Annotated in this window: 11 protein-coding genes; 4 read left to right on the top strand and 7 right to left on the bottom strand. The window is 71.2% G+C overall.

Features of this window, described 5'->3' with window-relative positions; genetic code table 11:
• The 3 genes from GRF61_RS20540 to GRF61_RS20530 form a co-directional block, all read left to right on the top strand.
• The coding region (locus tag GRF61_RS20540) for an ATP-binding protein (protein ID WP_169152486.1) at positions 1-1,102 on the top strand (1,102 nt) is incomplete at its 5' end.
• A gap of 98 nt (positions 1,103-1,200) precedes the next feature.
• Positions 1,201-1,770: a VWA domain-containing protein gene (locus tag GRF61_RS20535; protein WP_348982450.1), complete on the top strand. Its 570-nt coding sequence runs from the start codon at positions 1,201-1,203 to the stop codon at positions 1,768-1,770.
• 212 nt (positions 1,771-1,982) lie between these two features.
• On the top strand, positions 1,983-2,660 hold the full coding sequence (locus GRF61_RS20530) for an energy-coupling factor ABC transporter permease (RefSeq protein ID WP_169152485.1): 678 nt from the start codon (positions 1,983-1,985) through the stop codon (positions 2,658-2,660).
• A gap of 148 nt (positions 2,661-2,808) precedes the next feature.
• Here GRF61_RS20530 and GRF61_RS20525 read toward each other — a convergent pair whose 3' ends face one another.
• From GRF61_RS20525 to GRF61_RS20510, 4 genes are all read right to left on the bottom strand, one after another.
• Positions 2,809-4,230, bottom strand: coding sequence for an MFS transporter (locus GRF61_RS20525; RefSeq protein WP_169152484.1), 1,422 nt, complete (start codon positions 4,228-4,230; stop codon positions 2,809-2,811).
• Positions 4,231-4,247: 17 nt separating this feature from the next.
• Complete coding sequence (locus tag GRF61_RS20520) at positions 4,248-5,462, bottom strand: MFS transporter (RefSeq protein ID WP_169152483.1); 1,215 nt, start codon at positions 5,460-5,462, stop codon at positions 4,248-4,250.
• A 214-nt stretch (positions 5,463-5,676) separates the two neighbouring features.
• Positions 5,677-6,693 carry an aldo/keto reductase gene (locus GRF61_RS20515; RefSeq protein WP_169152482.1) on the bottom strand — a complete coding sequence of 339 codons (1,017 nt, stop codon included), beginning with the start codon at positions 6,691-6,693 and terminating at the stop codon, positions 5,677-5,679.
• 11 nt (positions 6,694-6,704) lie between these two features.
• Complete coding sequence (locus tag GRF61_RS20510) at positions 6,705-7,505, bottom strand: SDR family oxidoreductase (protein ID WP_169152481.1); 801 nt, start codon at positions 7,503-7,505, stop codon at positions 6,705-6,707.
• Between the two features lie 111 nt (positions 7,506-7,616).
• On the opposite strand from GRF61_RS20510, the gene GRF61_RS20505 reads away from it, so the two are divergent.
• Positions 7,617-8,573, top strand: a complete 957-nt coding sequence (locus GRF61_RS20505; protein ID WP_169152480.1) for a GlxA family transcriptional regulator — start codon at positions 7,617-7,619, stop codon at positions 8,571-8,573.
• A gap of 164 nt (positions 8,574-8,737) precedes the next feature.
• On the opposite strand, the gene GRF61_RS20500 is transcribed toward GRF61_RS20505, so the two are convergent.
• The 3 genes from GRF61_RS20500 to GRF61_RS20490 are packed head-to-tail and all read right to left on the bottom strand — an operon-like array spanning position 8,738 to position 12,763.
• Entirely contained in the window at positions 8,738-10,300 is a 1,563-nt protein-coding gene (locus GRF61_RS20500; protein WP_169152479.1) for a response regulator, read from the bottom strand.
• Positions 10,297-11,685 (bottom strand): ATP-binding protein, encoded by a 1,389-nt coding sequence (locus GRF61_RS20495; RefSeq protein WP_169152478.1) that lies wholly within the window; start codon positions 11,683-11,685, stop codon positions 10,297-10,299. The genes GRF61_RS20500 and GRF61_RS20495 overlap by 4 nt, the downstream gene beginning before the upstream one ends.
• Positions 11,654-12,763: an ATP-binding SpoIIE family protein phosphatase gene (locus GRF61_RS20490; RefSeq protein ID WP_211166114.1), complete on the bottom strand. Its 1,110-nt coding sequence runs from the start codon at positions 12,761-12,763 to the stop codon at positions 11,654-11,656. Before GRF61_RS20490 ends, GRF61_RS20495 begins: the two co-directional genes overlap by 32 nt.
• Between the last annotated feature and the right edge of the window lie 119 nt (positions 12,764-12,882).

The following is a 12,882-nucleotide window of genomic DNA, read 5'->3' as shown; positions in this document are numbered from 1 at the left end:
CCCCTTCACCGCGCTGCACGGCCAGGAGCGACTGCAGACCGCGCTGCTGCTCGCCGCCATCGACCCGCTGATCGGCGGCGTGCTGGTCGAAGGCCCGCGCGGCACCGCCAAATCCACCAGCGCCCGCGCGCTGGCGGCGCTGCTGCCCGGTAGCCGCTTCATCAACCTGCCGCTGGGCGCCAGCGAAGAACAGCTGGCCGGCAGCCTGGACCTGGAAGCCGTGCTGCAAAGCGGCAAGGTGAGCTTCCGCCCCGGCCTGCTCGCCCAGGCTCACGAGGGCGTGCTCTACATCGACGAAGTGAACCTGCTGCCGGACGGGCTGGTGGATCTGCTGCTGGACGTCTGCGCCAGCGGCATCAACCGGGTGGAGCGCGACGGCGTCTCCCACGCCCATCCGGCCCGCATCGCCCTGGTCGGCACCATGAACCCGGAGGAAGGCGAGTTGCGCCCGCAGCTGCTGGACCGCTTCGGCCTCTTCCTGCGCCTGGAAGCGCAGCTGCCGCCAGCCGAGCGCCAGGCCATCGTCCGCGCCCGCCTCGCCTTCGACGCCGACCCCATCGCTTTCCACCAGCGCCACCAGGCCGCCGAACACGCCCTCGCCGCCCGCATCGCCGCCGCCCGCGCCACACTGCCCGCCATTCCCTACACCGACGCCGCCCACGCCGAAGTCGCCGAACGCTGCTACGCCGCCGCGGTGGAAGGCGTGCGCGCCGACCTGGTGATGCTGCGCGCGGCCCGTGCCCATGCGGCACTGCAAGGGCGCAGCGAAATCGCCGCCACCGACATCGCCGCCGTCGCCGAACTGGTGCTGGCGCACCGGCGCAGCGTGCCGCCGGAGGCGGCCGAGCAGCCGCGGGCGAACGCCGGCAGCGGCGATGCGCAGGACGGCCTCGCCCCGCCCGCTGCGAACACAAGGTCCGCACAGAACCCGGGCTCCAGCCGCTACGGTGCCGAGGGCCAGACCACCGCCCGGAACCCGGACGACAGCAAGGAAAACGACGGCGACTGGGGCGCCCTGCCGCCGCAGCCTGTCGCCATCGCCGCGCTGAAACCCCTCAAGCCGCCAGCCGCGCCGGGATACCCCCATGCAAAAAAAGCCTGACGCGTCCGGCCGGGCGCAGCGCTCCCGGCAGGGAGCCCGCCGGACGCGCAGCCAACACCCGCCGCAAGGGCCGCGGCGCCCTGCCCGCCGGCAGTCGCATCGACTGGCCGCGCACCCTTGCCGCCAAGGGCCGCCAGCCGCTGGCGCGCGAACACCTGCGCCGGCGTCGCCGCGCCGAAGGCAGCGCCGGCCTGCACTGCATCCTGCTGGACTGCTCCGCCTCCATGCTGCGCGGCCAGCGGCTGGCGCTCGCCAAGGGCCTGCTGCTGGAGTGGAGCGCGGCCAGCTACCGCAAGCGCGAAGCCCTGGCGGTGATCGCCTTCGACGGCCAGGGCGCCCGTCTGCTGCAAGCGCCGCGCAAGGCCCAGGCGCACAACGAAGGCTGGATCGCGCCGCTGGCCGGCGGCGGCGGCAGCCCGGCGCAGGCCGCGCTGCGACTGGCGGAGGAGGTGCTGAGCCGCTACCGCAAGACCTGCCCGGTCCAGCCCATCGCCCTCAGCCTGCTCACCGACGCCCGCTTCGACCCGCTGCCGCCACGCCCGCGCCATGCCGACCAGTGCACCGTGGTGGACTTCGACGACGGCCGGCCGCGGCTGGAACGCGCCGCGCGGCTGGCGGCCGACTGGCGGGCGGCGCTGCTGCGGGCATCAGACTGGAGCGCGGCATGAAGCGCCCCTGCGCTTTCCTTCGCCATGACGAAGCAGGCGGCACCACTCTGCCAGACCTGCGGCCTCGCCTGAGCGAAGGAAAAACACCTGGTCGCCAACCCCATCCCGCCGCCCAGCCGGCGGCCCCCATTTCCCGCCTGCGGCGCCTTCCCGCGCCCGCAGGCCATTGATCGCAGCACCCAGCAACCGCAAACAGCAAGGAGAAAACCCAGATGCACATCGAACCTGGAATCGTCGACGGCGCCAAGATGGCGCTGAGCTACGCCACCGCCACCGCCGCGCTGGGCCTCACCGCCAAGGCCGCGCTGGACATGCTCAAGCGCGACGGCCTCGCCGCGCTGGCCCTGCGCAGCCTGCTGGCCACCGCGCTGGTGTTCTGCTTCTTCGAAGTGCTGCCGCACCACCCGGTGGGCGTCTCCGAAGTCCACCTCATCCTCGGCACCACCTTGCTGCTGCTGTTCGGCCTGGCGCCCGCCGCCATCGGCCTGGCCGGCGGCCTGCTGGTGCAGGGCCTGCTCTTCGCCCCCTTCGACCTGCCGCAGTACGGCATCAACATCACCACCCTGCTGGTGCCGCTGTTCGCCGCCGCCGCGCTGGCGAAGAAGATCATCCCGGCCGACACCGCCTATGTGGACATCGGCTACAAGCAGGCGCTGCAACTGTCGCTGGCCTACCAGGGCGGCATCGTCGCCTGGGTAGCCTTCTGGGCCATCTACGGCCAGGGCGTGGGCGCAGCCAACCTCGGCGAAGTCGCCCGCTTCGGCGCCGCCTACATGAGCGTGGTGCTGGTGGAGCCGCTGATCGACCTCGCGCTGCTGGCCGCCGCCAAGGCCGGCCGGGGCCTGCGCGGCAGTCCGCTGGTGCACCGCCGCCTGCATCAACCCGCCTGAGCGGCGGCAGTGCGCGGGCAGCCAGCGCCAGGCTGCCCGCCGGCCCGGGGCCCGACCGTGCGCGAAGCCGCGCCGGCCGGGCCTCTCGCGTTCACCGGCGTGCCGGCTTCCACTTTCACAGGCGGCGAGCCGGTGGGCGGACGGCGCCTCAGCCCGGCTTGCGCCCCGCCGGGCGGGTGTGCACCGCCAGGCACAGCGCCGCGCTCAGCAGCGCCAGCGCCGCATAGCTGCGGCTGAGCAGGCGGAAATCCTCCAGCCCGATCTGCGCATGGCCCAGCACGACGATGATCCAGGCCACGCCCAGCACCGTGCCGAACTGGCGGATGGCCTGGTTCACCGCGCTGCCGACCCCATACTGGGCGCTGCCCAGGCTGGCCACCGCGGCGCCGGCCAGGGAGGGCATCGCCATGCCGACGCCGATGCCGGTCATCAACTGGCTGGGCAGCCAGTGGGTGAGGTACTGCGGCTGCGCTCCCGGCACCAGGCTCTGCCAGATGCCGCCGGCGGCGAGCAGCAGGCAACCGCCGACCAGCACCGGACGGTGGCCGGTGCGGGCGGCAAGCCGGCCGCAGAGCATGGCCACCGGCACCACCATCAGCGGCCCCGGCGTGATCGCCAGCCCGGCCAGCGGCAGGCTGTAGTGCCAGATGCCGGTCATGAAGAAAAAGAAGCCGAAGAACATCATCGCGAAGGCGGCGCCGAACACCAGGGTGGCGAGATTCACCGCGCGATAGGTCCGGCTGGAGAACAACGACAGATCGAGCGCCGCATCCGCGCGGCCGCGCGCCCAGGCAACGAAGCCCGCCATCAGCAGCAGGCCCAGCGAGGCGGCGCCGGCCACCTGCGGCGAACGCCAGGGATGGGCCTCGAAGCTCACGACCGCCCAGGTGAGCGCCCCGACCCCGGCGACCAGCAACGCCACGCCGACGGCATCGAAACGGCGCCCGCCAGCTGCCGGCGCCCCTTCCGCCGGCAGCTGGCGGCGCGCACGCCAGAGCGACCACAGGGCAGGCGGCAGGTTGATGAAGAAGGCCCAGCGCCAACCCAGGCTATCCACCAGCCAGGCTCCCACGCTGGGCCCGGTCGCCGCGGCCAGGCCGCCCACCGCGCCCCACATGCTCACCGCCACCGCCCGCTGGCGCAGCGGGAAAGCGCCCAGCACGATGGCGAGCGAAGCCGGCGTCAGCAACGCCGCCCCCACCGCCTGCAGCACCCGCGCCGCCACCAGCGCCCCTACGTCCGGCGCCAGCCCGCAGGCCAGCGAAGCCACCGAGAACACGCCGACGCCGGTCATGAACATGCGCTTGCGGCCATGCGTGTCGGCAAGGCGCCCGGCGGGCACCAGCATCGCCGCATACACCACGGTGTAGGCGTTGAGCACCCAGGACAGCCCGGCCGCCGAGCTGGCGGGGAAGGCCTCGCGCAGCGCCGCGAAGGCGGCGAACAACACGGTACTGTCGATGGATACCAGGAACACCGCCACGCTGGCGATGAGGAATACCCGCCACGGCTGCACCCCGGTGTCACCGGAGGCGGCGTCGGCGGGCGGCATGGGACGCTCCATCTTCATTTGCAGGTCTCCCTTGCTCAGCATGCCGAACCGCAGCCCGGCGCCACACTGCCGGTGCAAGGCCGGGCGGCGCCGCGGCTGCGCATGGGGAAGCGCAGGCAGAAGACCGCCAGCGCCAGCAGGCCGAGCGAGCCCAGCAGCACGCCGGTATGGCCTGCCTGCGGATAGATCCAGGCGCCGAGCGCGGTGCCGGCGCCGATGCCGCAGAAAACGAAGGACGAAGTCAGCGCCAGGGCGATTCCGCGCTGTTCCGGGTGGCGCTCGATGATGCGGCGCTGCTGGCTGGGCCACAGCATGTCGGTGGCGAAGGCGAACACCGCCAGCATGGCGAACAACATCGCCAGCACCGGCGGCGCCAGGCGCATCAGGCCCAGGCTGAGCGCCAGCACCGCGATGCCGGCGTGGAGCATGGCCTCGGCCGAGTAGCGCCTTGCCATGCGGGTGACGAACAGATTGCCCAGCACCCCGGCCACTCCCAGCACCGCCAGCGCGAGGGAGACCGTCTCCGGCCCGGCCAGGTAGACATCGCGGATGATGGGTGCGAGGAAGCCATAGGTGGCATACACGCCGGCAGCGATGAAGAAAGCGACGAGGAAGCCGCTCAGGGATTGCGGGTCGCGCAGCAGGCGGCCGACGGTGGCCAGCCGGATGCGCTCTCCCGGTGCGGCGTCCGGCACCGCGCGCAGGATCAAGCAGGCGCACAGCAGGCCGGCCGCCCCCACCAGCACGAACAGCAGGCGTACCCCCAGCGCATGCGCCACCCAGGCGGCGCCCGGCATGCCGACAAGGCCGGCGATGGAGAGCCCGAGCAGCACGGTGGCGATCGCCGGCCCCTGCTGCTCCCGCGCGACCAGGCTGGAACCCAGCGCCCCCAGCACCGGCCCGACGAAGGCGGCCCCCAACCCCATCAGCACCCGCGCCAGCAGCAGCGCCGGATAATCCGGCGCGGCGGCGAACAGCAGCGCCGCGGCGCTGAACACGCCCAGCCCCAGCAGCACCTGCCGCCGGCGCCTCAGGTGGCCGAGAAAGACCTGCAACAGCGGCGCGGCAAGGGCGAAGACGATGCCGAATACCGAGATGAGGTATGCGCTGCCGGCATCCGTCAGCCCCCATTCGCGGGAAACCGCGTCCAGGGCCCCGACCAGGGACAGGGCGCCGGTGGCCTGGACGAAGTAGGCCAGGCTCAGGACGCGAAGTGCGCGCACGGTGGGCGCGGGAATGTCGTTCTGCATGTTTTTTCCTGCATGAATGGGAAAGCCGGCCACAAGAGCGGCCGTGACGCGGTGAAGGAGCACTGCGGTGGAACCGCGGCCCGGAGCGCCTCCCGTAGAGGACGCCCCTTGTGCAGCAGCCGGCCGGCCCGGCGGCACGGGGCCGCGGTCCTGCCCCGCCCGGAAGCGCTCGGCCGGCACCCGTTCCCAGTTGCCGGCCGGACGCAGGGCGGCCTCAGGCAACCGGAGTGAAAGGAATCTCGGTCGCGCTCAGGTCCAGCCCCACCGCTGGCGCGGTGCCGGCAGCGCCGGCCGGCGCGCTGGCCGCATCCAGACGGGCCAGTTGCGCGGCGGAGAGTTCGAGGCCGGCGGCGCCCAGGTTGGAAGCCAGCTGCGCCTGAGATCGCGGGCCGATCAGCGGAAACACGCCGCGACTGCCCACCCAGGCGATGGCCACCTGGTCCGGCGTGACCTGCAGCTCGCCGGCGATGGCCAGCACCGTATCCAGCACCGCCACGCGCTGCGGCGAATCCTCTGCCTGGAAGACCTTGCCCCCCAGCCCTTCCGCCCTGCCCCGCTCGCCGCGCCGGTACTTGCCGGTGAGCATGCCGCCGCCCAGCGGCGACCAGGTGACCTGCGCCAGCCCCAGCGCCTGCGACGCCGGTATCAGGTCGGCTTCCGGCTCGCGCCGCACCAGGCTGTACTCGAACTGCGCGGCGGCGATCGGCAGGCTGCCGCCAAGCTCGGCCAGCGTCGCCGCCCGCGCCAGCCGCCAGGCGGGGAAGTTGGAGAGACCGGCGTATAGGATCTTGCCGGCGCGGGCCAGGTCGTCCAGCCCGCGCAGGATTTCCTCCGCCGGGGTAAGACCGTCCGGGTGATGCACCCAGTAGAGATCGATGCGGTCCGTCTTCAACCGCCGCAGGCTCGCCTCCACCGAGGCCACCATCGCCTGCCGGCTGTTGCCGGTCAGCAGGCGGCCGGCGCCAGGTTGCGCACCGTTGCTGAACTTGCTGGCGAGGAAGAAGGCTTCCCGCCTCCCCGCCAGCAGGCCGCCGAGGATCTCCTCCGACTGGCCGAACTGGTAGATGTCGGCGGTATCGATGAAATTGCCGCCCGCCTCGGCATACGCGTCGAAGATGGCCGCGCTGTCCGCCTCATCCGCGCCGTGCCCCCAGCGCTGGCCGAAGTTGGCGGTACCCAGCGCGATCTGCGCCAAACGCACGCCGGTACGTCCGAAAACCCTGTATTTCATCGCCGGCTCCCTCAGCGCGGCACCGCATAGCGCGGCGCCGGAACGTTGCGGGAGAGATGCGCGGACATCGCCTGGCGGGCGGCCTCGTACATCTGCCATTCCTCCAGCTCGTGCAGCGACGGGATGGTCACCAGTTCGCCGCGGTCGAAGCCCGCCAGCGCGGCGTCCACCAGGTCTTCCGCACGCATCACGATGTCCTGCGGCAGGTGCTCCACCGCCAGGCCGCCGCTCGCCCAGAAGTCGGTGGCGGTGGCGCCGGGAAGCACCGCCTGCACGCGCACACCCTTGCCCGCCAGCTCATGGTGCAGCGACTGGCTGAAGGCCAGCACGAAGGCCTTGCTGCCGCCATAGACGCCGTTGAGGATCTCCGGCGCGATGGCGACGATGGAGGAGATGTTGATCAAGCCGCCCCGCCCGCGCGCGACGAAGCCGGGCGCCGCCGCGTAACTCAGGCGCATCGGCGCGGTGACGTTGAGCGCCACCATCTGCGTCATCCGCCCCACGTCGCTGTCCAGCAAGGGGGTGTGGGTGCCGATGCCGGCATTGTTCACCAGCAGGGTGATGCTGGCGTCCTCGCGCAGCTTGGCCTCGACCCGCGCCAGCTGCGCCGGATCGCCGAGGTCGGCCTCCAGCACTTCGACGCTGCGGCGTGTTTCGGTGGTGATGCGCTCCGCCAGGGCGTTGAGGCGGCCGCGGTTGCGCGCCACCAGGATGAGGTCGTAGCCGCGGCGGGCCAGGCGCTGGGCGTAGAGCGCGCCGATGCCGGAAGAGGCGCCGGTGATGAGGGCGGTACCCGGATGCTGCTGCGTCATGATGTCACTCCATTCGATGAAGACATGGAGGCATCGTAGGGCGTGTCGCCATTGTCTCAAATGACGTATAAAGTACTTTTTTCAGACATTGCACGAAAAAGGACGCCCGACATGCATCGCATCGGCTACCTGCTGGCGGATGGCTTCCAGTTGATGACCATCGCCACCCAATCGGTGTTCGAGTTCGCCAACATGGTGACGCGCGAACCCTTCTATGCCATCGACAACTACTCGGTGGCCGGCGGCGAGGTGCGCGCCTCCCTGGGGCTGACGGTGGGCACCCGCGCCCTGGGGCCACGCAGCCAGGCGGATACCTGGATCGTCAGCGGCGCCATCCAGCCCCTGCAGCACCCCAGCCCACCCGGCCTGCTGGCCTTCATCCGCCGGCAAGGCCCACGCGCCAGGCGCATGGCCGCCATCTGCACCGGCAGCTTCGTGCTTGCCGAAGCCGGCCTGCTGGCCGGCCGCCGCGCCACCACGCACTGGGCTTACGCCCGCGACATGCAAGGCCTGTATCCCGACGTGCAGGTGGAGGACGACCGCATCTACATCGTCGACGGCCCGATCTGGACTTCCGCCGGCATGACCGCCGGCATGGACCTCGCGCTGGCCATGGTGGAGAAAGACCTGGGCGATGAGATTGCCCGCAGCGTGGCGCACAAGCTGGTGATGCAGCAGCACCGCTCCGGCGGCCAGTCGCAGCATTCGGAACTGCTCGCGCTGGCACCGAAATCCGACCGCATCCAGAGCGCGCTGGAATATGCGCGCGGCAACCTGCACCGGCCGCTGAGCGTGGAAGAACTGGCCCAGGCCGCCCACCTGAGCCCGCGCCAGTTCAGCCGCGTCTTCGCCCGGGAAACCGGCCAGTCGCCGGCCAAGGCGGTGGAAAGCCTGCGCCTGGAAGCCGCCCGCCTGATGATCGAGCAGAGCAGCCACCCGCTGGAGGTGGTCGCCCGCGAAACCGGCTTCCGCGACCGCCGCCACATGCGGGAAGCGTTCATGCGGGGCTTCGGTATCACCCCGCAGGGGGTGCGGCGTGGCGTGCGGGGGCAAGCGCCGGCAGCCTGACCGGGCTCACGCCGCTTCCCGGTGTGCCCGGGCGCGGAGGCGAGCAAGGACAGGCCGCAGCGGCGCGGATTCGGCGAGGGGCGCACCACCGGTGCCGGGTGGATCGCGGCGGGGGCAGAAAAGCGGCCCGCCGATGCCGGTGGCCGGCTGGGCGCGGCTGCGGGTCAGCCGGCCGTCGCCACGCCTGCGCCGCGGTTGCGCGGCCGGCCCGGCGCGCCTTCGGCGTCGATGGCGCGCATCACGTCCTCGAACAAGGCCGGCTTGACGAAGTGGCCGTCGAAGCCGGCGTCGCGGGTGCGGGCACGGTCGCTTTCCTGGCCGTAACCGGTGAGGGCGATCAACAAGGCGCCTTCCGTGTCCGGGTTGGCGCGCAGGCTGCGGGCCACCGCGTAACCGTCTGCCCCCGGCAGGCCGAGGTCCAGGATGGCGACGTCGGGATGGAAGCTGCGCGCGGCCTCGATGGCGGCCAGGCCGTCGAAGGTGACGCAGACCTCGTGGCCCCGCGTTTCGAGCAGGATGGACATGGATTCGGCACCGTCCACGCTGTCGTCCGCGATCAGCACCCGGCGCATGCTGCCGGCGCCCTCCCTTGCCGCCCGCGCCTGCGCTTCGGTGGCGGTCTTCTTCACCGCCCGCAGCCGCACGATGAACTCGGCGCCCTTGCCCAGGCCCTCGGAGCGGGCCTCCACCGTGCCGCCATGCAGTTCGGTGAGCGTCTTGACCAGGGAAAGGCCGATGCCCAGGCCTTCTTCCGAGTGCGGCATGGCGCCGTTGGACTGCATGAAGAGGTCGAACACCTCGGTGAGCTCGGTCGGCGCGATGCCGATGCCGTTGTCGCGCACCCGCATCACCACCTCCTCCCCCTCCAGCGCGGCGCTCAGTTCCAGGTAACCGCCTTCCGGGGTGTACTTGGCGGCGTTGGACAGCAGGTTGCCGATGATCTGCGCCACCCGCACGCTGTCGCCGCGCGCCTTGCAGTCCGTCTGCGGCGCGTTGACATGCAGCATATGGTGCTTCTTGTCGATGAGCGGACGGCTGGCCTCGACCGCGTTGGCGATGGCGATGCCGACGTCCACCTCTTCCATCTTCAGCACGATCTTGCCGTGGGTGATGCGGGAGACGTCCAGCAGGTCGTCGACCAGGCGGCTGAGGTGGGCGACCTGGCGGCCGACGATCATGCGGGCCTCGGCCAGTACCTTGTCATCGGCGCGATAGCGCGGGTCCATCAGCTCCACCGCGTTGCGTATCGGTGCCAGCGGGTTGCGCAGTTCATGGGCCAGCGTGGCGAGGAACTGGTCCTTGCGGCGGTCGGCCTCGCGCAGCGCCTCCTCCGCCTGGCGCAGGCGCAGCAGCGCGCGCACATTGGCAATCAGCTCCGCCGGCTCTATCGGCTCGGTGAGGTAGCTGTCGGCGCCGCCCTCGAGCGCGCGAACCTTGTCCAGTGTCTGCACCGCGGCAGCCGAGGTCTGCAGCACCAGGGTGGAAACCGTGGCCGGGTCGCCCTTGATCTTCTCGCACACCTCGATGCCACTGATGTCGGGCAGCCTCACGTCCAGCAGCACCAGCGCCGGCGCATGTTCGCGGATCTGGTCCAGCGCGCCGTAGCCGGTGGCGGCCTCTATGACGGAGAAGCCGGCGTGCTTCAGTACCCGGGTCTTGGCATAGCGGGCGCCTTCGTTGTCGTCGACGTTGAGGATGAGCGGGCTGGGTTGGCCGGGCGGGTTCATGGCAGCGCTCCCGGCATCTCCGAGTCGGCGACGTCATCCACCTGCAGCTGGATGGGCAGGGTGACATGGAAGGTGGAGCCAAGCCCCGGCTCACTATTGACGCCCACGTAGCCGCCCAGCAGCGCCGCCAGCTTGCGGCACAGCGGCAGGCCCAGGCCGGTGCCCTTCACCCGTTGCTGCAGGCGGTTCTGCACCTGGCCGAACTCCTCGAAGATGACTTGCTGGTGCTCGGCGGCGATACCGATGCCGGTGTCGGCGACGAAGAAGGTGATGTTCTCGCCATCCGGCTCCAGCCTGGCGCCGACGCGGATCTCGCCGCGCTCGGTGAACTTCAGCGCGTTGGAGACGAAGTTGCGCAGGATCTGGGTGAGCTTGGCTTCGTCCGAGTGCAGCGCCGGCAGGCCGGTGGCGTCGTTGAAGTGCAGGCTCACCGCCGGATCGGTCAGCAGCGGTGTGAGCATGGCGCGCAGGGCGGCGAACAGCGCCGGAACTTCGAAGCGGGCGGGATAGACCTCGGTCTTGCCGGCTTCGATCTTGGCCAGGTCCAGCAGGTCGTTAACGATGTCCGACAGGTTCTCCGCCGCCTGGCGGATCAGCTCCACCTGGCGCTCCTGCTCTGCGCTCAGGTCGCCGTCCAGGCGGTTGAGCAGCAGATTGGAGAGCGCGCGTATGGAGCTGAGCGGCGTACGCAGTTCGTGGCTCATGTTGGACAGGAAGCGCGTCTTCATCATGTCCGCGCGGCGCAGTTCGTCGGCACGCTCGTCCAGTTCGGCGTACAGCGCGACCACCCCGCGGTTGGTGGCCTCGAGTTCATGGGTGAGGCGACCCAGCTCGTCCTGACGGTCGCGCAGCTCCGCCAGGGTGGAGAGCAGTTCGCGGCTCTGTTGCTGCATTTCGTCGGCCGCCGCCGCTTCCACCGCCTGCTGCCCGAGGCCGCGGGCCAGGCGGTCGAGCTCCGCGATCGACAGCCGGGACGCATCCGCGGGCAGGAAACGCAGCATGGATACCCGGGTGCCCCGCTGCGGCGCAGAGTCGATGACACAGCGGTCCATCAGCCGGCGAGTGCCGGCGATGCCGCGCCCCATGCCGGTGGAGGAGCGGTAGTTGCCGTCCAGCACCTCCTGCAGATCGCGGATGCCGGGGCCATGATCGCTGACGTCGATCAGCAGGGCCTGCGGCTTGCCCGCACCGTCGAAGGCGAACACCACCTCGCCGCCCCGGGCGTACATGAAGGCGTTGCGGGCGATTTCCGACACCGCGCTGGCGATACGCGTCTGGTCCAGGGTGGAGAAACCCAGCCCCGCGGCGATGTCGCGCGCGGTGCGGCGCGCGCTCACCACGTCCTGCTCGCGCTCAAGTCTGAGCCTGAATATCTGTGTGCTCATGGACGAACTCTACTCCCGGCGCGGCCTTGGCCACCACCACGGTGGCGTCGTCGCGGCGGCGGGAGAAATCCCGGTAGATGACGGCGGCGACGAGCGCCGCCGGCTGCAGGTGCAGGCCCGGATAGGCGGACAGCGACCAGCGCGTGGCCACGCCATCCGAATGCAGCACGAGCAGCGCATTGCGCGGCCAGGCCAGGTCGAACTGCTGGGCGTCGCGCATCGCATGGCCGACGATGCCGTTGCGGGAAGACAGCTGCCAGCTCTCCCGCGCCTCCGGCGCGGCAGGCGGGCGTTCCGCCGCAGTCAATGGCCTGCCGGTGCCGAAGGCCACCGCCGAGATGTTGCCGGTGCCGCAGAAGGACAGCATCGAGCGGGCCAGGTCCAGCCGGCAGATGGCCACCGCTGCGCCACGGGTGGAGCGCAGCGCACCATGCGCCAGCTCCATCAGCGTGGCTGGCGCGCGGCCGGCGCGGCGATAGACCACCTCCAGCGCGGCGACCGCGGCTTCCCGCGCCTCCGGGCCGTGGCCCAGCCCGTCGGCGACGGTGATGGTGAAGCCGTCCTGATCGCTCTCCACGCTCCAGGCGTCGCCGCTGACGGCCTCGCCGCGCAGCGGCGTGCAGATGCCGCCGATGTCCATGGCCAGGGCCGGCGCCGGCGGGCTGCCGCCCTGCCCCTTGCTGCGCACCACCGCGCGCAGTGCGGTTCCCAACCGTGGCTGGCTGTACACCGCGAGTTCGTCGGACAAGCGCTTGATGGCGCCCAGGCCGGTACCGGAAGTGCCGGCGGTGGAGCGGCCGTCGTCGAAGGCCTTGCCGAGGTCCTCGATGCCGGGGCCGGCATCCAGCGCGGTGATCTCCACGCCGGCCACCGCGCTGCCGGCATCCACCCGCACCAGCAGTTCGCCATGCCCGGCATGCTTCAGGATGTTGGTGCAGGCTTCGGTCACCACCAGCGCCAGCCGGCCGGCGTCGGTCTCCGAGAACCCGATGGATTGCGCGGCTTCGCCCGCGCCGCGGCGGGCGAAGGCCACGCTGCTGGCATCCGTGATTTCGAAGGAAAGATGGGTACTGCGCAAACCGCTCAATTCGACGCCCCTCAGCGCAGCTTCCATTTGGTGATGGAGACCATGGTGCCCTTGCCTGGCTCGGACTGGATCTCGAACTCATCGCACAAACGCCTGGCCCCGCCCAGCCC

This window comes from Azoarcus sp. TTM-91, assembly GCF_012911025.1.
Classification (GTDB): Bacteria; Pseudomonadota; Gammaproteobacteria; order Burkholderiales; family Rhodocyclaceae; genus Azoarcus.
The sequence above is the reverse complement of the archived record's forward strand: the minus strand, read 5'-3'. Positions and strand labels throughout refer to the sequence as shown.